Here is a 19,436-nt window from a genome sequence, read left to right as displayed (position 1 = left end):
GGGCGGTCAGCCGAGCGCCTGCTGCAGGTCCTCGAGGAGGTCGTCGACGTTCTCGATGCCCACGGAGAGCCGCACGAGGTCGGCGGGCACCTCCAGGGCCGAGCCGGCCGCCGACGCGTGCGTCATCCGCCCCGGGTGCTCGATCAGCGACTCGACGCCGCCCAGGGACTCGCCGAGCGTGAAGATCTTGGCGCGGTTGCAGACCTCCACGGCCGCCTCCTCCCCGCCCTCGACGCGGAACGACACCATGCCGCCGAAGGCCCGCATCTGCTTGGCCGCGACCTCGTGACCGGGGTGGTCCTCCAGCCCGGGGTAGAGCACACGCGTCACGCGCGCGTGCCGGGTGAGCATCTCGGCGACCTTGGTGGCGTTCTCGCTGTGCCGGTCCATACGCACGGACAGCGTCTTGGTGCCGCGCAGCACCAGCCAGGAGTCGAAGGGCCCGGCGACCGCGCCCATCGCGTTCTGGTGGTAGGCGAGCTCCTCGCCGAGCGTCTCGTCGGAGACGATCAGGGCGCCGCCGACCACGTCCGAGTGGCCGCCCATGTACTTGGTCAGGGAGTGCACGACGACGTCCGCGCCGAGCGCCAGCGGCTGCTGCAGGTACGGCGTGGCGAAGGTGTTGTCCACGACGAGCCTGGCGCCCGCGTCCCGGGCGACCTGGGCGACGGCCGCGATGTCGGTGACGCCGAGCAGCGGGTTGGAGGGGGTCTCCACCCACACGGCCTTCGTCTTCGGGGTGATCGCGGCCCGTACGGCGGAGGGGTCGCTGGTGTCCGCGACCGACCACTCCACGCCCCAGCGGGCGACGACCTTCGCGAACAGGCGGAACGTGCCGCCGTACGCGTCGTTCGGGATGACCACGTGGTCGCCGGGGCTGAGCAGCGTACGCAACAGGCAGTCCTCGGCCGCCAGTCCGGACGCGAACGCGAGACCGCGGCGGCCACCCTCGAGGGCCGCGAGGTTCTCCTCCAGAGCGGTCCTGGTCGGATTGGCGCTGCGGCTGTACTCGTAGCCGCCGCGCAGACCGCCGACGCCGTCCTGCTTGTAGGTGGAGACCTGGTAGATCGGCGGGACGACGGCGCCGGTGAGGGGGTCGGCGGTGTTGCCCGCGTGGATCGCGAGGGTCTCGAAGTGCTGACTGATATGCCTGTCGCTCATGGGCACCGAGCGTAGTGCGCTCGCGGGACAGGTGCCGGACGGCGAGGCTCGGGAGGCGGGACGGGCGGGTTTTCCCGCGGTGAGGGATGCGGGGGAGGCGGTGCCAGGGCGGCGTCGGGACGGAGGTCGCGGTGTCGGCGGGACGGAGGCCGGCGTGCAGTGCTGCGGTCCCGGCGGGATGGAGGCCGCGGCCGGACGGATGCCCCGGTCGCGGTGGTTGTCCACAGGTCCGCGGACCGGTTGGCCAATTGTCCGAGGCGTCTGGAACGCTTGAGGCATGGAACTTCTCTGGGTCCTGATCGCGGTCGCCATGCTGGGCTTCGTGCTGCTCCCGGTCATGCGGCGCAGGCGGGGCATGATCGAGCAGGTCCCGGCCGGCCACCCGGACGCCGCGGACCCCGCGGACTACGGCTTCGTACGCGAGGAGGAGTTGGACGTCCGCATGCCCGGCCCCGACCACGACCTGCTGGACGTGCTGGACCTGGTGCAGCGCACGCAGGACTACCGGGCGGCCTCCCAGCTGCTCGCGGGCACGGAAGCGGAGGGCGAGCTGCGCTGGCAGCGCGTGCAGGCCTTCGCGGGCGCCGCGTCCCTTGAGCTGAAGGAGCGGCCGGGCGGGGTCGGCGAGGTGCCGGGCGGGCAGTGGCTGCGGGTGTGGCGGGCCGAACAGCCGAAGGACGCCGGCGGTGCGGCCGTGCACGCCGAGTTCCTGGTGCAGCAGGCGTGGCGGACGTCGAGCCCAGGCACGGACGAGTTCCGGATCATCATGGAGGAGGCGCTGGCGGCCTGCGGGGACGCGGCGCTGCTCGCCCCCGGCGACCCGGTGCCGTACATCGTCGAGCTGTCGGTGGCCCGCGGGCTCGGCTACTCGGAACCGGAGTTCGACCAGCTGTGGCTGAAGATCCTGGACCGCGCCCCGTCCCACATGGGTGCGCATCTGGCGGCCCTGCACTACTGGTGCGAGAAGTGGCACGGCTCGCGTGAGCTGGCGTACTCCTTCGCGGAGGCCGCGGCCGCCCGCGCCCCGCGGGGTTCCCTGCTCGCCGCCATGCCGCTGTTCGCGGTCTTCGAGCACCTGCCCGAGGTGAACCTGGTTCGCGGCTTCTACCAGAGCGAGGTCGTGACCAAGGCCATCCACGGCGCCCTGCACGCGGTCCACTCGGCCCGGCCCGACGACCCGATGCTGGCGCACGTGCGGCACCTGCTGGTCTTCTTCCTCGTGCGCGCCGAGCGCTGGGGCGAGGCGATGAACCAGCTCATACACATCGACGGGCACGTCGGGGCACTCCCCTGGACCCTGTCCGCCGACCCCGCGGCCGAGTTCGCGGTCTACCGCGCGCTGGCGGTGGCGGGCTACGAGGCGAACGGCGGCAGCCCGGCGACGCTGCCGCACTGACGGGCGGGGGCGGAATGCCGTCCGATCACGGCATGTTGACGGCAGCGAACCCCCGGGCCCGCGTTTGGAGACCGCATGTTCCTGTACAGCCGTACGCCCCAGCTCCCCACCCGCGAGCAGGCTCTCCAGGGCCGCCCGGAGCCGATCTTCACGGTCCCCGACCGGCACACCGTCCTCGGCACCCCGCTCCTGGGCCCCTACCCCGAGGGCCTGGAGGTGGCCGACTTCGGCCTGGGCTGCTTCTGGGGCGCCGAGCGCACGTTCTGGCGGCTTCCGGCCGGGGTGTGGACCACCCTGGTCGGCTACCAGGGCGGTTACACCGAGCACCCCACCTACGAGGAGGTCTGCTCCGGCCTGACCGGCCACACGGAGGTGGTCCGCGTGGTCTTCGACCCCGCTCTCATCTCGTACGAACGCCTTCTGAAGACCTTCTGGGAGTCCCACGACCCCACCCAGGGCTTCCGCCAGGGCAACGACGTGGGCACCCAGTACCGCTCGGCGATCCATACCCACACCCCCGAACAGGCAACGACCGCCGAGGCCTCCCGCAAGGCCTACCAACGCGTCCTCACCGACGCGGGCCACGGCACGATCACAACGGAAATCCTCCCGGCGCAGCCCCGCCCGCTCTATCCGGCAGAGGGATACCACCAGCAGTATCTGGAAAAGAACCCGGCGGGGTACTGCGGGATCGGCGGGACGGGGGTCAAGCTAAGTGACCCGTTTGAGACGCGCTGGGGAGCGTCTTGCCCGACGGGACTTACGTCGGCTCCCGCGGGTGAGTGATCGATGACCCGTGTCCGTGTGCGGTGATCGCGGTATCGGTGAGTTCGGCTTCAGGGGACACCTGGAGCTGATCCGAGTACGGCGGGGTATGTACGGTCTGGACTGCTCCGGAATGATCCGCAACCGCGAGACTGCGGCGGCTCACCGGTCAGGCTTTCTGGCTTGTTCGGCAGCGATACTGCGTACAGCCCGTTCGCATGCCGCCCACCGCGCTCCATCTCGGGTGCGCACGACCTTGACGGGTGGCTCTGCGCACGTCCTGCCATGCCACGTGCACCGAGCTTCCCGAAACGACACGCTTTCGGGGTCGAGCCCTTCGGGAAAATCTGGCCACTCGTCAATCGACGTCATGCCAGGACGGTAGTGAGTGCGAACGCCCGGCGCAGCAGTTCAGGTCGTCGCCGCTACACATGCGACGGACCGTCGTCAGTCGCGTTCGACGGCGGGCTGACGGATACGGCGAGATACCTGAACTCTCCGCCCAGTCCGTCCAGTTCGGAGTACGGCTTCCAATGGAGGCGGTATGCGCCCCTCAACGTGCACGTGTTGGCCTCGTAGGCACCCTCGGCCCACAGCAGCGTGCCGGCAAGTTCCCGCCCCTGATGGATTCTGAAGTCCTTGTCCCGAGTCAGCCCGCGGCCGGCGCCGGGCGGTGTCCACAGGGAGGCGTCGTTGGTCAGCATGACGGCAAGACCGTTCTGGTCCGACCGGCGGCAGAAGCGCTCCAGCCTGGCTATGTCCCGCACGTAGTGCAGACGAGCGAGGTCCGTGGCGGCGTGCCCTTTCAGGGCGTAGTCCTCGGCAGGAGTACCCACCGTGCCCGTCCATCTCCGGGTGAAGTACTTGAACTCGATCGCGGTGCGACTCGAGGGGCCGATGCACAGGAGGTCCAGGTACTCGGCCTTGCCCTCCGACCGCTGCGGCACCTCAAGCCTGGAGTGCACATCCGGCGAGAGTTCCCACAGAGCCCGCGCGAAGCTGTGCTGAAGATCTGCTTCTGAGTGGAAGACCGGCCTGTGCCTGCCGAGTTGCGCGAGAACATCGCCGAGTGAGACCCGCCCGGCGACCTTCCTGTTACCGTCCAGCGCTGCTCTGTTCACAACCCCATCGAAGTGGTCCCTCCACAGGACTTTCAAGCCGCAGGGCCACCGAGCCGCCGAAAATCAGTGGCCGCCCGACCCGGCCGACCTCAGGCTGTACGCCATGGAAGAACCGCAACGCGGGATCCGTGCGGTCCACTCGGAATCCACGATCACCGTCTATCAGGCCTACTCCCCGGAAATCGGCCTGGCCGCCGTCCGCGAAGGAAGGTTCCCCGCCGCGTGGAAGCGGGACAGGATGACGTGGGTCATCAAGCAGCGTTCACAGACTCCTGCGCAGTTCGGCCGGGGAAAGGGGCCCGCGCGGCTCTCAGAGGCCGGCTGGGTGGCTGGAAAGCCAGGCCGTGTGTTGGTCACGCACACCGTCACGCTCTGCGGGCGTGGCAAGGATGACGTCTGCGCCGCCGTCGTAGGGATGGTGGATGCGCCGCAGTTCTGTGTCGGCAACGAAGACTTCGACGAGCGCCTCGTCCGCGACGGCTCGCAACAGTTCGTCAATGCATCCGCGGTTCCACCGGCGCTGGTCGGCATACAGACGCGTGTGGGTGTGGAACTCCGGGTCGGGGTCGTCCTGGTCTGACTCGGTCCACCAGCGGACGCCGTCGGGGTGCAGCATCGGTCGTGGAGTCGGGTAGCCCGCAGGCCCAGTTGGTGTGTTCGACCAGTCCATGGTCACCACGAACACGTCGGTGTCCGCGAACAACTCGTCGAGGATCGTGTTGTACCGGTCCAGCACGATCGCGTACTCGTCCTCGGACTCCGGGTAACGCTTCGAGCCGGGAAGGCTGTGAAAGCGCACCCAGCGATCGGCGTACCTGGTGCGGAACGTGTGAGCGACGGGAGGGCCTGACGGATGCCGTTCCTTCCACAAAGCCGCCAGGAGATCAGGGCCCATGGCGACACTCCCCCTTGGTCGGAACGACACCGATCGGACAGGAGACGCCGGTCCCGTCATGGTCGTTGATGTCGCGGTCAAGATACTGCTGGCGGTAGCCGTCCGCCGGGCACAAGGTACAGCCCACCAAGCAAGGCAGGCGTCCATCCCGATCACGGTGGACGCGGGCTGCGCCTGTGCGGTGGACCAGGGGCACTTTTGGGGCCGGCCTTTCGAGGCGAGGATCATGGTCCCGTGATGAAGTGGACGAAGGAGACGCCCCCGGTCGGTCAGTCCGATCATGAGCCCGAACTCCCGTACTACCAGCGGGCGTTGCGGAACCGGATTCTCGCGGCCCCGGTGGTGCCCGCGCCCGCCCCCTGGCGGCCCGTCTTCGAGTACCAGTACGGCGTCCCTGTCGGCGGACTGCTCGGGATCGGCTTCGCGACGGACCCCGACACCGGCCACGATCTGGTGGTCGTCGTCTCCCACGACGGGCACGGTCTCTTCGACGCCGTCACCGGCGAGAAGAGCGCGCGGGATCGTGACGCGGACCCCAAGGACAGCAGCCGCGCCGCGGACCCCGCTATGTGGTGTCCTGGGTTGGGACCGGTCGCCGGAAGCAGGGTGCGCATCGCCGGACTTTTTGGCGGAGGACTGCACACCACCAGCGGAGACGGCTGGAAGCTGGAGGTCCTTGCCCCGGCCTGGCCGAACGAGCGTGTCCTGCTCTCTCGCGACGGCGGTCTGCCGCACTCCGGCCCGCACGGGGAGCACTGGTGGCACATCTTCCACTCCAACTACTCCGAGCTCCGTACCGCTGGATTCTCGCCCTCCGGGCAGACCCTCGCCGTGGCGACGAGCAGCGACATCTCACTGTGGACACGCAGGACGGACAGACGCCACGCCAGCAGCGCCGAAGCCTGACCGAACCGGACCGCGCGTCCGATTCGACGGACATCGGCATGACGTGACCTGGAACAATGTGTTTTCCGCTCCCACAGAAAGCATGGCGATGGACGAAGACGAGAGCCTGCTCCGCTACGGCCTGCACCCTGCCGGAGCGAACCTCGACGAAGTGCGAGGTCTGCTCATCGCACAAACCCAGTTGGAGAAGCGTGCGCAGGGAGACGGTGACACGGAGTTGATGAAGCTGTGCTGCGTACAGCTGTTCAACGCCTCGGTCCTCGAAGACGTGCTACTCATCTGGCAGGCCAAAACCGCCAGCATGGACACCGACTGCTCGATCGACATTCAGTTGCTGTGCGGCAGCGGACTGGCCAAGACCAAGGCGTACCTGTCGAGTCGGCGCATCCCCCAAGCCGAAGCTGCACTGCAACGACTGATCCGCTGCGAAGCGGCCGGTGACTTCGAGGATTTCACCACCGCAAGGCACTCGGCCCGATACGCCGCCTACTACGCCGCTGATGCCTGACGCCCGTATTCAGCAATCGCCCACTGACGAGGCACTTTGAGTGACCCCAGGTCAGTGGGCCATCGTCAAAAGGTCTGCGAACGCGGCTTGACGTGGGTGATTGGCCGCGTTCACAGACCCATGCCCGTGTCATGCGGCGAAGCCGACAGTGCGGTGTCGTGATGTCAGCCGTCGAATCGGTCCCACTCGACCGGCACTTCGGCCAATGGAGCGAGAGCACTGCGGTGGGTGGCGCCGGCCCACACGCTGAAGGCATCGTCGCCTCCTTCGTCCGAGACATGCAGGACGAGTCCCGGAGCCACGTAGAAGCGTGTAGGGGCCCCGGGCCAGAACGGCCGCAGAGGCACGGGGAGAAGTGCCACGGTCAGTCGGTCGACCTGCTGCGCGGTGAGTCGACAGGACAGTGCCACGTAGTCGGCTCCCATGGAAGCCTCAAAGAGCGAGAACTGGATGAGGAAGCCACTGAGGGGTTCCAGCTCGGCGATTGGAGGCTCGTCGTACTCACGGAACCAGACCGTCGGATCGACTTCGGGGCCGTCGAGCGTCCACAGCAGTGACCAGAAGAACCCTCCCTGGTTCTCTTCGCCGAAGACGAGCATCTCTCCCTTGGGATCGGTCTTGAGCTTGGTGACGGGGAGGACGCGGTTCTGCACTCCCAGGCAGCGTGGGCGGTGCTGCGCCAGCCGGTAGAAGTGCCGCAGTCCGTCTGGCAGATCCAGGGCGGAGGCCTCCACCGACGGTGGTCCTGCGGTCTCAGGAGCCGCGGGATACCAACCGGTGATGAACTGTTCGAGCGCACTGGCTCGATTGCCGTTCACGTGTCTCAGCCACTCCAGGTCCGGGAGATCCTCCGGAGGAAGGAGCGGACGGACCAAGTCCAGGCTGGACCTGGTCAAGGGCGAGTGGAGCCGAAGGAGGCAGTCGGTGAGAACGTGTTCGTCGCAGCCCGGACGGAGTACCGTTCCCGCCCGAGTCACGGATCCGGTGCCTAGATACAGGAGGCCTTCCGAGATCCGCACCGTCAGATGAACAGGCAACTTCGGGTCGTCTGTGCCCCGCTCCCAGGGTTCATCCACGAGCCGTTTCCTGACCGGTGTTGGCGCAGGACCAAGGAGGCGGACCTCGCCAGCGTTCCACACGCAACTCCTATCGAGGCTGTCCCCGGCTTCCACGATGATCAGTGTCCCGGCATCGCCGATGACGACAGTGGTGCTTCCGAAGGTGAAGTCTTCGGGGATCGTCAGGCCACCACAAAGGGCATACGCCCACTCTTCGCCCACGAGGGGCATGCAGGACATCCCGCGAGAGTGATCAACCATGTGTCCATCTTCCTCGACGATCCGGCGCCGATTTCCTGCATTGCGGACGTCGCAGTACAACAGGGCACGAGAGGCCTGTGAACGCGGCTTGACATGGGTCATCAACCAGCGTTGGCAGAGCCCTGATCCGTCCTGATGAGTCTGGCGCAGCATGGATCATGGTTGCGTGACGAAGTGGACGAAGGACGAACCTCCGATCAAGCAGCCAAACCCTGAGTCGGGGCTCTCCGCCTACCAGCAGGCGATGAAGCAAAGGCTCCTCGCCGCCCCGGTGGTACAGGCCCCCGAGCCCTGGCGGCGCATCGCGTACGCCCCGGTCGGCGGACTTCTCGGTATCGGATTCGCCTCGCACCCCGACACCGGCGAAGACTTGGTAATGGTCGTCTCGCACGACGGTCACGGTCTCTTCGACGCCGTCACGGGGGAGAAGATCGCACGGGACCGTGACCCTGGCCCAGAGGACGACAGCCCCGACGCGGATCCCGCTCTGCGGTGTCCTGGACTGGGACCGGTCGCCGGAAGCAGGGTGCGCGTCGCCGGGCTTTTCGGAGGAGGACTGCACACCGCCGGCGGAGACGGTTGGAAGCTGGAGGTCGTTGCCCCGGCCTGGCCGAACGAGCGTGTCCTGCTCTCTCGCGACGGCGGTCTGCCGCACTCCGGTCCGCACGGGAGCGCTGGTGGCACATCTTCCACTCCCACTACTCCGAGCTCCGTGCCGCGGGCTTCTCCCCCTCCGGGCAGACCCTTGCCGTAGCGACGAGCAGCGATTTGTCCCTCTGGACTCGCGTCGACCACAACCGTAGTAGTGGCGACTGACGATCAGCTGGGACCTGGGAGTCGAGGTCGTCGGCCGCGGGGTGTCTCCCCGCTCCATAAATGGTTGTGAGCACGGCTTGACGTGGGTCAAGCCGTCGTTTCTGTGGATGATGTATCGCTGCGGCTGGGCCGCGAAGCCGGGTCAGGAGACCGTGCTTGCCGTCGAGATCACTCGCGACGGCTTCGAGTGGGCGCTGCGCAACGCGTGCCTGTCGAGTTACGTACGTGGGCTGCACCCCGACCTCAGCACCTGGCAGCGCGAGCTCAAGCGTTCGCCGACGCGCGTCCAGTGGGACCCCGAGCGCGATCTGCGTTCGCAGCCCCTGCCCTACCGCTCACTGCAACTCGGGCTCTCCGGCGAGGCCGTACGGCGTTACGCGGACGAATGGCTGGTCTCCATCAGGGATGTGACTCCGCTCGCCCGCGAGATACACGCACTCGTCTCCAGTGGCGACCTGGACACGGCGCGCGGACTGTTGCCCGAGGAGACGCCCTACCCCGCTCAGGGCGAACTACTGACCCACCTGAACCGGTGACCTGGCGGTGTCCGGGCGGCGTGGCGTCGGGCGAGAGATGAGCAGCGGCGACTTCGGCGGAGAACGTCTGTCCGCGCTGTGGCGGCGCCGGTTCCCGAAGGGGCCTCCCGTCGCGCACGAACTCCGCGCCGGCCACAGCGACCGTTGGGTCCGCTTCCACAGTCTCCCGGGCTCGAAGCGCTACCCGGAGACCGAGGACGAGTACGCCATCGTCCTGCACCGGTACAACACCCTCCTGGACGAACTCTTCGAGGGCACGGACGTCTACGTCATCACCGTGGCATGGTCCTGGGACCCGGACGGAACCGAACTCCCGCCGCGGCGGGCCGAGGTGCACCCCGAGGGCAGCCGTTGGACGACGCTGGTGTACGAGGACGACCCCGACCCCGAACTCCACAGCTACACGCATCTCTACGCCGACCTCCGGCCCTGGCGACCCGGCACGGTCGACACCATTCTCCGCGAGGTCGCGGACGACGTGCTCAGCGGAGTGATCATCACCGACAGCGGTCTCAGCCGCCTGCACCTTCCCTACGACGGCGGCGCCGACGTCATCGCGGCCGGCCCCGAGGAACGCGACCGTCTGCGCGACCGCCACCGCGAGTGGCTGCCCCGCAACCCGGCCGGCCTGTGAGAACAGGGACCTGATGTGAGGGTGACGTCACACTTCGTGCCGTCCCGGCCCTCTTGTCGGCAGAAGCGACGTGGAGAGGGAGATCCAGTGAACATCGTCATCTTCGGGGCGAACGGGCCGACCGGGCGTCTGGCTGCCGAACAGGCGAGTGCCGAAGGGCATACGGTCACCGCGGTCACGCGCCGTCCCAAGGAATTTCCCGTCATTGGTCCGCGAGTGCGGGTGGTTGAGGCCGACGTGCTGGATCCCGCCGCGGTCGACCGCGGGGTGGCCGGGCAGGACGCCGTGATCTCGGCTCTCGGAGTCCCGTACGGCCGTAGCCCGGTCAGCGTGTACTCCGCCGGCGTCAGCCACATCACACAGGCCATGACCAAGCACGGCGTCCGGCGCATCGTCGGCGTGACCTCGACCGTGCTCTTCGGGACGGCGGCGCCCGGCGAGACCTTTCTGTTCCGCAGGGTGCTGGAGCCGTCCGTCGTACGTTTCATGGGGCGCACCGTGTACGACGACATGCGGCGCATGGAGGAGGTCGTTCGCGAGAGCGACCTGGACTGGACGGTCGTCCGCCCCGGCGGTCTGTTCGACAGGGACGGGGTCAGCGACTACCGGGTCGGCACGGAGCGCCTTCCCGGCCGGTACACCGCGCGGGCCGATCTGGCGCACGAGCTGCTGCGGCAGGCCGTGGACGACGGGCACGTGCGCGCCTTCGTCGACGTACGCACCACACAGGACACCCCGAGCTTCCTGGACCTCCTCCGCAACGAGGCGTTCAGCGGCAAGGGTGGCAAGCGCGGCAAACGCGGCAAACGCGGGAGCGAGAAGGGGACGGGGACGGGGAACCTCCCGGTCGGTCGGAGGACATGGTCAGGCTGAGCGAGTGGTACCAGTCGTCGATCGACCGGTACCACCCGCCGAATCCGTCGCGATGACAGGCTGCTCCGAGAACCGCGCCGGGCGGACGTCAGCTCGGGTTCTGGTTGCGGCGGCGGCGCACGAGGACGAGCGTGCCCGCGCCCGCGACCATCGCCGCGGCCGCCGCGCCCGCGATCGGCAGCGCCGGGGAACCGGTCGCCGCCAGGTCGCCGTCAGGTGGCGTCGTACCGTCGTCGACGGGCGCCGACGACCCACCGGCCGCCCCGCCGGCCGATCCTCCCGAGCCACTCGTCGAGCCGCCGGTCGGACTGCTCGTCGGGCTGCTCGTCGGAGCGCCCGTACCGCCCGTGCCGCCCGGTGTGCCGGTCGGGTCTGCGCCCGTGACGTCCAGCGTGATGTCGGCCTTGTCGTTGGTCTTGTCGGGGTCGAACGGCCGCGGCTCGGTGCTCAGGGCCACCGAGCCCTTGGCGTGCGGCACCCGCTTGTCGATCCTCAGCTGGAAGGTGTAGTTCTCCTGGCCGCCCTCGTTGTAGGCCGGCTGACGCATGCCGCAGTAGTAGACGTGCCCATCGGCCCTGCAGAACGCGGCGACCTTGACGACCGACGTCCCGGCGGGCGGCTTGACCACGACCTTCACGGTCGTGTTCCTGACCCAGGCGGGCCCGGCGTTGGTGAACTGCAGCTTCATCGGCACCGTTTCGCCGACGCTTCCCTTGAGCGCGGCGCCCGTGACCCGGAAGTCGGCCGTGTTGACGGAGGTGACCGGCACGTCGACGAGGCGCTTGGTCCCCGTGGCCCCGGTCTGTGTCTCGACCAGGTTCACCGCCGGTGCGGTTCCCGCGACCGGGTCCTCGCCGTTCTCGTCCGGCCATGGGGCGTTCCAGTCGACCTCCACGCGCAGCTCGTCGTCGAGCGCGCGGTCCAGGGCCTTGACGCGGATGGGAGTCTCGGGGGTGTAGAGGGCTCCCGGCTGCACCGACCGGTCGTACTCGCAGACCGCGGTCCACCGCTCGGGCATCTCGTCGTACGACCTGACGTGCTGGGTCCAGCAGTTGGAGGGGACCTCCGCGAAGTCGAGGCCCCGGGTGACGGCGTAGGTGACCCACGCCTTCCCGGCGGTGGCGGTGCCCTTGTTCGCCACGGTGACCGGCACGTCGAAGGTGCTCCCCGGCTTCAGCCCGCTGACCGGCTTGACGCCTCCGACGACCAGATCGGGCTCGGCGTCGTCGGCGAACGCGGCGGGGGCCGCGGCCAGCGCGATCAGTCCGGCGGCACCGAGTGCGGCGACAGCCGCACGGGAAGCGCGTGAGGCGCGGGATGCGCGGCGGTCGGGTCTGGGCATCGGCATGGGGAACCTCTGTGGGAGTGCGGGCGAACGAACGGTGTCCTGCTGGGGACATCGCTGCGCTCAATAGACTCCCGGCGGCCCTGAACAGTTGCACGTCCGCCGTCGAGACGTGAAAGCCCTCGTACGGCAGGAGGGTTGTCCCCCGTGGGAGCTACGTGCAGGTGTCCACCGTGAGGTGACGATTCCCGGGGCGCGGATCCATAGCGTCTGGAGCAGCCGCGGCGCTTCGGTCGCGGGTCCGGAGGAGGAGTCGTCATGAAACTGGTGTGGCAGATACTGGCCGTGGTGGCGGTCGGCGCGGTCGGCGGTCAGCTCGTCACGGCGGTGCAGGACAACCCGTGGCTGTCGCTCCTCCTGGGCGGTCTGACGGCCGTGCTGTCGGTCCTCGTCTACCGGTGGGTCGTGGGACGCACCGAAGGGCGTCCGGTCACGGAGCTCGACCGGGAGGGAGCGCGGGGGTCGCTGTACCGGGGGACGGTCATCGGTGTCGTGATGTTCGGGTGCGTCATCGCGAACATCGCCTTCCTCGGGGACTACGACGTCCACGGCTTCGGTTCGCTGACGGGCCCGATCGGGCTGGTCGGCTTCATGGCCGGCGCCGCGGTGACGGAGGAGCTGATGTTCCGCGGCCTGCTGTTCCGGCTGGTGGAGCGGCGTCTGGGCACGTACGCGGCGTTGACGCTGTCCAGTGTGCTGTTCGGCGCGGCCCATCTGTTCAACGAGCACGCCACCCTGCTGGGTGCCGTCGCCATCGCGATCGAGGCCGGCGGCATGCTGGGCGCCGCGTACGCCGCCACCCGAAGTCTGTGGCTGCCGATCGGCCTGCACTTCGGCTGGAACTTCGCGGAGTCCGGCATCTTCGGCACCGAGGTCTCCGGCAACGGCGCCACGCACGGGCTGCTGGACGCCTCGACGTCGGGCTCGATCCTGATCACGGGGGGCGAGTTCGGCCCGGAGGCCAGTCTGTACTCGATGCTGTTCGGCGCGCTGGTGACGATCGCCTTCCTGCGGCTGGCCCGCCGGCGCGGCCACCTGGTGCCCCGGCGGCGTGCCGAGCGCGTCGAGGCCCTGGCTACACTCGGCCGGTGATGACCCCTCAGCAGGCCGGCCGGGTGTGGCGCCGGCTGGACGTCACGGTACGGGACCTCCCGCTCGGGCTGCTGTTCCTCATCGGCTCGTTCCTGCCGGCGCTCCACAGCAACGGGACGGTGCTCGGCGGCGTGCCGGCCCGCTCCACCGACGCACTGGCCGTCGTGACGATCGTCCTGGAATGCCTCCCGCTGGTCGTGCGCCGACGCCTGCCGGTCGTCGCCCTCGCCCTGGTGACGTGCGGTTTCGCCGTCGACCAGCTGCGCGGCTACCACACGTTCGCGGCGACCGCGCTGCCCATCGCGCTGCTGAGCGCCGGGTCCCATCTGGAACGGCACCGCCGGACCTGTGTGCTCGTCCTTTCGGTGGCGTACGTGCCGTTGGCGGTGGCGCTCTCCCGGCTCGGCACGGGCGAGTCGCCGGAGGAGTTCGTGACGTTCTACCTGGCGCTGGTCCTCGCGTGGGGCGCCGGGGCGTGGCTGCGCTCCACCCGGGCGGCCGAGGCGGAACGCCGGCACCGGGTCGCCGAGGACACCCGTACCGCAGAACGCACGCGCATCGCCCGCGAGTTGCACGACGTCGTGACCCATCATGTGACGGCGATGGTGGTGCAGGCCGAGGCGGCACGCTATCTGACCGCCGCGCCCGACCGGCTCGACCGGGCGCTGACCGCGGTCACGGACACCGGGCGGCGGGCCATCACCGATCTGCGGCACCTGCTCGATCTCCTCAACCCCGACCACGGCACCGGGGCGGTGGCGGACGCGGCCGAGCCCAGGACGCCGCCGGTCGGCCGTCTGCTCACCCTCGTGGAGCAGACGCGCCGGGCCGGGCAGCCGGTGGAGTTCACCGAGGAGGGCACGCCGGCCGAGTCGACCGGCAGCGCCGACCTGGTGGCCTACCGGGTGGTGCAGGAGTCCCTGACGAACGCCCTCAAGTACGCCCACGGCAGCCGGACCTCGGTCCAGGTGTGCCACGGGGAACGGGAGATCACCGTGGAGGTCAGCACGGACGGCTCCGGTTCGGGGGCCGCCTCCCCCGGCGGCAGCGGGCGGGGCCTGGCCGGCCTGCGCGAACGGGTCGGCATCCTGGGCGGCGACTTCAGTGCGGACCGGAGTTCGGGCGGCGGCTTCGTCGTACGGGCGCGGATACCGGCGAGGAGCACGCCGTGACCGTACCGATCCGGGTGCTGGTCTGCGACGACCAGATGCTGATCCGCACCGGGCTGGTGACGATCATCGACGCCCAGCCCGACCTGGAGGTCGCGGGCGAGTGCGGGGACGGGCGGGCCGCGGTCGAACTCGCCGGCCGGCTGCGCCCGGACGTCGTCGTGATGGACATCCGCATGCCGGTGCTCGACGGCCTGGAGGCCACCCGTCTGCTGGCCGGGGCCGGGGTGCCGCATCCCGTGAAGGTGCTCGTGGTGACCACGTTCAACCTGGACGAGTACGTCTACGAGGCGCTGCGCGCCGGGGCGAGCGGGTTCCTGCTGAAGGACGCGCCGCCGGACCGGCTTCTGCACGGGATCCGGACCGTCGCCACGGGCGCGGCACTGCTGGATCCCGAGGTGACGCGCCAGCTCGTGGGCAGGTACGCCGCCCGGATCCGGCCGGCCGCGGGCGGTGCGCCGGAGGACATCCCGCTGACCCCGCGCGAGCTGGAGGTCCTGCGCCTGATCGCGGACGGCCTGTCCAACAGCGAGATCGCCGCGGCCCTCGTGATCAGCCAGGAGACCGTCAAGACGTTCGTCTCCCGCATCCTCAGCAAACTCCGCCTCCGCGACCGCGTCCAGGCAGTCGTCTACGCCTACCGCCACGGCCTGATCACCTGACCCGCACCGATCCCCTTGGGCCACGGCGCAGGGGCCCGCCGACAGGGACGACAGCGGTGGGGCGGAGGTGGGTGGGGTGTCTAATTCGGTTGCCCGGCGAGGGGCGATGCGGGGTAATGCCACCCATGGCTGACATCGAGGGCTCGTACGACGATCTGTTCATCGCTGTGCCTCGGGCGCTGGGCGAGTTGCTGGACGGCGGGGACGTCGGGGGCTCGGTGGCGGTGTTCGTGGACGGGGAGCCCGTCGTGGACGTGTGGGGCGGGTTCGCCGACGCCGGCCGTACCGTGCCCTGGCAGCGTGACACGGTCGTCGGCGTCTATTCGGTCACCAAGACGATGACCGCGCTGTGCGCGCTGATCCTGGCCGACCGGGGCGAGCTCGACCTGGACGCGCCGGTGGCCCACTACTGGCCGGAGTTCGCCGCGCTGGGCAAGGAGAAGGTGCTGGTGCGGCATCTGCTGTCGCACACCGCGGGGCTGCCCGACTGGGACGGCCCGGTGGAGGAGCTGTACGACTGGGCGTCCGCCACCGCACGGCTCGTCGCGTCGGCTCCGCAGTGGGAGCCGGGCACCGCGGCCGGGTACCACTCGCTCACCCAGGGGTTCCTCGTCGGCGAGGTGGTGTGGCGGGTCAGCGGGCGCAGTGTGGGTGAGTTCTTCGCCGAGGAGGTGGCCGGGCCGCTGGGGGCCGACTTCCACCTGGGCCTGGGCGCCGAGCACGACCGGCGGCTGGCGCTCACCGTCCCGCCGCCGGGGCGGGACGAGGACTACACGGCGAGCGCGCCGGGCAACGAGGCCGCTCCCGGGACCGCCCTCAGGGTCCGCGACGGCAACAGCGTCGCCTGGCGGCGCGCGCTGATCCCGGCGGCCGGCGGCTTCGGCAACGCCCGTTCGGTCGCCCTCGTGCAGTCGGTGCTGGCCTGCGGAGGCACGGTGGGCGGGGTACGGCTGCTCTCGCCGGCCGGCTGCACGCGTGCGTGGGAGGAGCAGTACAGCGGGGACGACCTCAGGCTGGGAATGCCCGTGCGCTGGGGGCTGGGCTACGGGTTGTTCGGCAGCACGTTCGGGTGGGGCGGCTGGGGCGGCTCGCTCGTCATGATCGAGCCCGAGGCGCGGATGGTGGTCGCGTACGTGACCAACCAGATGCGCGAACCGGCCGGTGACAACCGGGGGCTGGAGATCGTCATGTCCGCCTACGACGGACTCACGGGTCTGCGGGGTTAGGGACCCCGTTGCCGTCCGCACCGCGGTGCGGACGGCAACGGGCACCGCGGTCAGATCGTCGACGTGTCGATCACGAAGCGGTAGCGGACGTCGCTGGAGAGCACCCGCTCGTACGCCTCGTTGATCTGGTCGGCGCCGATCAGCTCGATCTCGGCACCGAAGCCGTGCTCGGCGCAGAAGTCCAGCATCTCCTGGGTCTCGCGGATGCCGCCGATGCCGGAGCCGGCGAGGGTCTTGCGGCCGCCGATCACCGAGAACAGGTTGAGCTTGACGGGCTCTTCGGGGGCGCCGACGTTCACGAAGGCGCCGTCCGTGCGGAGCAGCGACAGGTACGCGTCCAGGTCCAGGGGGGCCGAGACCGTGGAGAGGATCAGGTCGAAGGTGCCCTTGAGCTCCTTGAAGGTGTTCTCGTCGCTGGTCGCGTAGTAGTGGTCGGCACCCAGCTTCAGGCCGTCCTCCTTCTTGCGCAGGGACTGCGAGAGCACCGTGACCTCGGCGCCCAGCGCGTGCGCGATCTTGACGCCCATGTGGCCCAGGCCTCCCATGCCGAGGATCGCGACCTTCTTGCCGGGGCCGGCGTTCCAGTGGCGCAGCGGGGAGTACGTGGTGATGCCGGCGCACAGCAGCGGGGCCGCCACGTCGAGGGACAGGGCGTCGGGGATGCGGACGACGTAGTTCTCGTCGACGACGATCTTCTCGGAGTAGCCGCCGTAGGTGGGCTCGCCGTCCTTGCCGACGGCGTTGTACGTGCCGACGCCGCCGCCGGTGCAGTACTGCTCGAGGCCCGCCTTGCAGTTGTCGCACTCACGGCAGGAGTCGACCAGGCAGCCGACGCCCACGCGGTCGCCGACGGCGAACTTGGTCACGCCGGGGCCGACCTCGGAGACGATGCCGGCGATCTCGTGGCCGGGGACCATCGGGAAGATCGCCTCGCCCCAGCCCTCGCGGGCCTGGTGGATGTCGGAGTGACAGATACCGGCGAACTTGATGTCGATCAGGACGTCGAACTCGCGGACCTCGCGGCGCTCGATGGTGGTGCGCTCCAGGGGAGCCTTGGCGGCGGGTGCGGCGTATGCGGCAACGGTGGTCATGCCGGAAATCTCCTCGGGGGGTCCGTGCCCGGCTGCCTTCTGTCCGACGGTCCGGCTGTCGGTCCGTCCGGGCACGCAGTCCAGCGTGCCCCGAAGATCGGGCACTACCCAGCCCACGCCTCTGCGTACGTCCGCCGTGCCTACCACTGGCGGGGTCAGGCTCGTGGACGTACGACCGTGCATCCTTGACGTATGGACGACTACCCCGATGCCGTACAGGAGCCCGCGGGCGTGACCGGCGGGGCCGCCCTCGACCGGCGCGCCGAGCTCAGCGAGTTCCTGCGGACCCGGCGGGCCCGGCTGAAGCCGGAGGACGTGGGGCTGCCGGAGTTCGGACGGCACCGGCGGGTGCCGGGGCTCAGGCGCGAGGAGCTGGCACAGCTGGCGGGCGTCTCGGTGGCGTACTACACCCGGCTGGAACAGGGCAACGGGCGGAACGTGTCGGCGGAGGTCCTCGACGCCATCGCGCGGGCGCTCCGGCTGTCCGGTGCCGAGCACTCCCACCTCGTCCACCTGGCGAAGCCGAAGCAGCACAAGAAGAAGCCGGCCGCGCGGACGCAGGCGGTCCGCGGGTCGCTGCGGCAGTTGCTGGACACCCTGGACGGGGTGCCCGCGTACGTCTCGGGACGGTACTCGGACATCCTCGCCTGGAACCGGATGGCCGCGGCCCTGTTCGGCGACTGGGGGGAGCTGCCGGCGCAGGAGCGCAACTGGGCGCGGCTGGTGTTCCTCAACCCGGCCTACCGGGAGCTGTTCGTGGAGTGGGAGCAGAAGGCGTCCGACATCGTCAGCTTCCTGCGCATGGAGGCGGGCTGCTTCCCGGACGATCCGCGGCTGTCCGCGCTGGTCGGCGAACTCTCCGTGAAGAGCGAGGAGTTCAGGCGGCTGTGGGCGACGCACGACGTGAAGGAGAAGGGGCACGGCGTCAAGCACCTGCACCATCCGCTGGTCGGCGACCTGATCCTCAACTTCGAGTCGTTCCGCCCGGCCGACGACGACGGCCAGGCACTGACGACGTACCACGCCGAACCGGGGTCTCCCTCGGCGGAGGCGCTGCGCCTCCTCGCGAGCTGGGGCACGGACGCGACCCGGGCGGGCAAGGGGTCGGCGGCCCCCAAGCCCTGACAGGGTCATTCGCCCCGGTACGGCGGCATCATCCCCCACCCCCACTTCGGCACCGGCTGCGGTGCCGGCGGCTTCGTGTCCGGGGCGGAGAAGTGCACGGCGAGGCGGGTGCCCCACTCGATGTAGGCCAGGAACGCCGAGCGGAACTCTGCGTCCGTGGGCAGGCCCGCGTCGTCCGCCGCGTCCTGGATCAGGTCGACCCAGCGCCGCCGCTGCGGCTCGGTGATGTGCTTGCCGACGTGCTTGGCGACCATGTGGCCGTGACCGCCCAGGTTGAGGGAGTAGGCGGGCGGGCCGCCGAAGACCTCGCCGAGCCAGAGGGCGACGTGTTCGGCGTGGTCGGGAGGCAGGTCGGCGAAGAGCGGGGCGAGGAGGTCGTCCTTGAGCACCTTGTCGTAGAAGACCGAGGTCAGGCGGGAGAAGGCGGCGGCGCCGCCCGCCCACTCGTACGGCGTCGGCAGGGACGAGCCCGTGCCCCGTACGGCCGTCGGCTTGTAGTGGCGCATCTCCTCGATGTTCTCCACGTACGGGCGGATCTCGGCGAAGAAGGCGGGGAACAGCTCCGAGTCGCGGAAACCCTCCATGTGGTCCTGCGTCGAGGTCCACACGATGCGCAGGACGTAGTGCTCGAAGTCGTCCTCGCAGCGGGCGAGTTCGTAGTCGACGCACTGCGGGGCCGCCGCCAGTTCGGCCGCGGCCCGGGTGTAGGCGGCGAGGAACTCCGCCGAGCGGTCTTCCGGAATGCGGTAGCGGATGTACTCGACGGTCTGTGTGGTCATGCTCCAACCGAAACACG

Annotated in this window: 19 protein-coding genes and 2 pseudogenes; 14 read left to right on the top strand and 7 right to left on the bottom strand. The window is 69.6% G+C overall.

All coding sequences use genetic code 11. The annotated features are described in order from the left end of the window. Positions 1–6: 6 nt before the first annotated feature. Entirely contained in the window at positions 7–1,161 is a 1,155-nt protein-coding gene (locus FBY22_RS01950) for a cystathionine gamma-synthase (protein ID WP_142142155.1), read from the bottom strand. A gap of 277 nt (positions 1,162–1,438) precedes the next feature. On the opposite strand from FBY22_RS01950, the gene FBY22_RS01945 reads away from it, so the two are divergent. Both FBY22_RS01945 and msrA read left to right on the top strand, forming a co-directional pair. After that, on the top strand, positions 1,439–2,557 hold the full coding sequence (locus tag FBY22_RS01945; RefSeq protein WP_142142154.1) for a hypothetical protein: 1,119 nt from the start codon (positions 1,439–1,441) through the stop codon (positions 2,555–2,557). A 75-nt stretch (positions 2,558–2,632) separates the two neighbouring features. Next, positions 2,633–3,343 (top strand): peptide-methionine (S)-S-oxide reductase MsrA, encoded by a 711-nt coding sequence (gene msrA / locus FBY22_RS01940; RefSeq protein ID WP_142142153.1) that lies wholly within the window; start codon positions 2,633–2,635, stop codon positions 3,341–3,343. 404 nt (positions 3,344–3,747) lie between these two features. On the opposite strand, the gene FBY22_RS01935 is transcribed toward msrA, so the two are convergent. Then, positions 3,748–4,479, bottom strand: coding sequence for a hypothetical protein (locus tag FBY22_RS01935; protein ID WP_260844695.1), 732 nt, complete (start codon positions 4,477–4,479; stop codon positions 3,748–3,750). A gap of 67 nt (positions 4,480–4,546) precedes the next feature. On the opposite strand from FBY22_RS01935, the pseudogene FBY22_RS01930 reads away from it, so the two are divergent. Continuing rightward, a pseudogene (locus tag FBY22_RS01930) lies at positions 4,547–4,693 on the top strand (DUF4291 family protein); the annotation flags it as partial. A 60-nt stretch (positions 4,694–4,753) separates the two neighbouring features. Here FBY22_RS01930 and FBY22_RS01925 read toward each other — a convergent pair. Continuing rightward, positions 4,754–5,338: a hypothetical protein gene (locus FBY22_RS01925; protein ID WP_260844694.1), complete on the bottom strand. Its 585-nt coding sequence runs from the start codon at positions 5,336–5,338 to the stop codon at positions 4,754–4,756. Positions 5,339–5,572: 234 nt separating this feature from the next. On the opposite strand from FBY22_RS01925, the gene FBY22_RS01920 reads away from it, so the two are divergent. Beyond that, positions 5,573–6,244 carry a hypothetical protein gene (locus FBY22_RS01920; RefSeq protein ID WP_142142152.1) on the top strand — a complete coding sequence of 224 codons (672 nt, stop codon included), beginning with the start codon at positions 5,573–5,575 and terminating at the stop codon, positions 6,242–6,244. Positions 6,245–6,287: 43 nt separating this feature from the next. After that, the gene (locus FBY22_RS01915) at positions 6,288–6,752 is read left to right on the top strand and encodes a hypothetical protein (RefSeq protein ID WP_260844693.1); all 465 of its coding nucleotides are present in this window, start codon (positions 6,288–6,290) and stop codon (positions 6,750–6,752) included. A gap of 164 nt (positions 6,753–6,916) precedes the next feature. On the opposite strand, the gene FBY22_RS01910 is transcribed toward FBY22_RS01915, so the two are convergent. Continuing rightward, positions 6,917–8,041: a hypothetical protein gene (locus FBY22_RS01910; RefSeq protein WP_142142150.1), complete on the bottom strand. Its 1,125-nt coding sequence runs from the start codon at positions 8,039–8,041 to the stop codon at positions 6,917–6,919. Between the two features lie 196 nt (positions 8,042–8,237). Here FBY22_RS01910 and FBY22_RS44640 point away from each other — a divergent pair. From FBY22_RS44640 to FBY22_RS01890, 4 genes and pseudogenes are all read left to right on the top strand, one after another. After that, positions 8,238–8,887: pseudogene (locus FBY22_RS44640) on the top strand (hypothetical protein). Positions 8,888–8,928: 41 nt separating this feature from the next. Beyond that, positions 8,929–9,423 carry a DUF4291 domain-containing protein gene (locus FBY22_RS01900; RefSeq protein WP_260844692.1) on the top strand — a complete coding sequence of 165 codons (495 nt, stop codon included), beginning with the start codon at positions 8,929–8,931 and terminating at the stop codon, positions 9,421–9,423. A 37-nt stretch (positions 9,424–9,460) separates the two neighbouring features. Next, on the top strand, positions 9,461–10,057 hold the full coding sequence (locus FBY22_RS01895) for a hypothetical protein (RefSeq protein ID WP_260844691.1): 597 nt from the start codon (positions 9,461–9,463) through the stop codon (positions 10,055–10,057). A 15-nt stretch (positions 10,058–10,072) separates the two neighbouring features. Then, positions 10,073–10,930: an SDR family oxidoreductase gene (locus FBY22_RS01890; protein ID WP_313905349.1), complete on the top strand. Its 858-nt coding sequence runs from the start codon at positions 10,073–10,075 to the stop codon at positions 10,928–10,930. A gap of 88 nt (positions 10,931–11,018) precedes the next feature. On the opposite strand, the gene FBY22_RS01885 is transcribed toward FBY22_RS01890, so the two are convergent. Continuing rightward, on the bottom strand, positions 11,019–12,272 hold the full coding sequence (locus FBY22_RS01885; RefSeq protein ID WP_142142146.1) for a DUF11 domain-containing protein: 1,254 nt from the start codon (positions 12,270–12,272) through the stop codon (positions 11,019–11,021). Positions 12,273–12,533: 261 nt separating this feature from the next. On the opposite strand from FBY22_RS01885, the gene FBY22_RS01880 reads away from it, so the two are divergent. The 4 genes from FBY22_RS01880 (at position 12,534) to FBY22_RS01865 (ending at position 16,424) form a co-directional block, all read left to right on the top strand. Beyond that, positions 12,534–13,367, top strand: coding sequence for a CPBP family intramembrane glutamic endopeptidase (locus FBY22_RS01880; protein WP_142142144.1), 834 nt, complete (start codon positions 12,534–12,536; stop codon positions 13,365–13,367). Then, complete coding sequence (locus tag FBY22_RS01875; protein ID WP_142147285.1) at positions 13,367–14,539, top strand: sensor histidine kinase; 1,173 nt, start codon at positions 13,367–13,369, stop codon at positions 14,537–14,539. Before FBY22_RS01880 ends, FBY22_RS01875 begins: the two co-directional genes overlap by 1 nt. Next, entirely contained in the window at positions 14,536–15,198 is a 663-nt protein-coding gene (locus tag FBY22_RS01870; RefSeq protein ID WP_142142142.1) for a response regulator transcription factor, read from the top strand. The genes FBY22_RS01875 and FBY22_RS01870 overlap by 4 nt, the downstream gene beginning before the upstream one ends. A gap of 125 nt (positions 15,199–15,323) precedes the next feature. Next, positions 15,324–16,424, top strand: coding sequence for a serine hydrolase (locus FBY22_RS01865; protein ID WP_142142141.1), 1,101 nt, complete (start codon positions 15,324–15,326; stop codon positions 16,422–16,424). 50 nt (positions 16,425–16,474) lie between these two features. Here FBY22_RS01865 and FBY22_RS01860 read toward each other — a convergent pair whose 3' ends face one another. Continuing rightward, the gene (locus FBY22_RS01860) at positions 16,475–17,515 is read right to left on the bottom strand and encodes an NAD(P)-dependent alcohol dehydrogenase (protein WP_142142140.1); all 1,041 of its coding nucleotides are present in this window, start codon (positions 17,513–17,515) and stop codon (positions 16,475–16,477) included. Between the two features lie 192 nt (positions 17,516–17,707). Here FBY22_RS01860 and FBY22_RS01850 point away from each other — a divergent pair, with 192 nt between their 5' ends. Then, on the top strand, positions 17,708–18,640 hold the full coding sequence (locus tag FBY22_RS01850) for a helix-turn-helix transcriptional regulator (RefSeq protein WP_142142139.1): 933 nt from the start codon (positions 17,708–17,710) through the stop codon (positions 18,638–18,640). Between the two features lie 5 nt (positions 18,641–18,645). Here FBY22_RS01850 and FBY22_RS01845 read toward each other — a convergent pair whose 3' ends face one another. Next, positions 18,646–19,419, bottom strand: a complete 774-nt coding sequence (locus FBY22_RS01845; RefSeq protein ID WP_142142138.1) for a group II truncated hemoglobin — start codon at positions 19,417–19,419, stop codon at positions 18,646–18,648. Positions 19,420–19,436 lie beyond the last annotated feature (17 nt).

It is taken from the genome of Streptomyces sp. SLBN-31 (assembly GCF_006715395.1).
Taxonomy (GTDB): Bacteria; Actinomycetota; Actinomycetes; order Streptomycetales; family Streptomycetaceae; genus Streptomyces.
This window is presented reverse-complemented; position numbering and strand designations above follow the sequence as displayed.

Excerpts from the sequence above, each read along its gene's own strand:
- FBY22_RS01950 (WP_142142155.1), bottom strand. The coding sequence starts at position 1,161 with ATGAGCGACAGGCATATCAGTCAGCACTTCGAGACCCTCGCGATCCAC.
- FBY22_RS01945 (WP_142142154.1), top strand. The coding sequence starts at position 1,439 with ATGGAACTTCTCTGGGTCCTGATCGCGGTCGCCATGCTGGGCTTCGTG.
- msrA (WP_142142153.1), top strand. The coding sequence starts at position 2,633 with ATGTTCCTGTACAGCCGTACGCCCCAGCTCCCCACCCGCGAGCAGGCT.
- FBY22_RS01925 (WP_260844694.1), bottom strand. The coding sequence starts at position 5,338 with ATGGGCCCTGATCTCCTGGCGGCTTTGTGGAAGGAACGGCATCCGTCA.
- FBY22_RS01910 (WP_142142150.1), bottom strand. The coding sequence starts at position 8,041 with ATGCCCCTCGTGGGCGAAGAGTGGGCGTATGCCCTTTGTGGTGGCCTG.
- FBY22_RS01895 (WP_260844691.1), top strand. The coding sequence starts at position 9,461 with ATGAGCAGCGGCGACTTCGGCGGAGAACGTCTGTCCGCGCTGTGGCGG.
- FBY22_RS01885 (WP_142142146.1), bottom strand. The coding sequence starts at position 12,272 with ATGCCCAGACCCGACCGCCGCGCATCCCGCGCCTCACGCGCTTCCCGT.
- FBY22_RS01880 (WP_142142144.1), top strand. The coding sequence starts at position 12,534 with ATGAAACTGGTGTGGCAGATACTGGCCGTGGTGGCGGTCGGCGCGGTC.
- FBY22_RS01875 (WP_142147285.1), top strand. The coding sequence starts at position 13,367 with ATGACCCCTCAGCAGGCCGGCCGGGTGTGGCGCCGGCTGGACGTCACG.
- FBY22_RS01865 (WP_142142141.1), top strand. The coding sequence starts at position 15,324 with ATGGCTGACATCGAGGGCTCGTACGACGATCTGTTCATCGCTGTGCCT.
- FBY22_RS01860 (WP_142142140.1), bottom strand. The coding sequence starts at position 17,515 with ATGACCACCGTTGCCGCATACGCCGCACCCGCCGCCAAGGCTCCCCTG.
- FBY22_RS01850 (WP_142142139.1), top strand. The coding sequence starts at position 17,708 with ATGGACGACTACCCCGATGCCGTACAGGAGCCCGCGGGCGTGACCGGC.
- FBY22_RS01845 (WP_142142138.1), bottom strand. The coding sequence starts at position 19,419 with ATGACCACACAGACCGTCGAGTACATCCGCTACCGCATTCCGGAAGAC.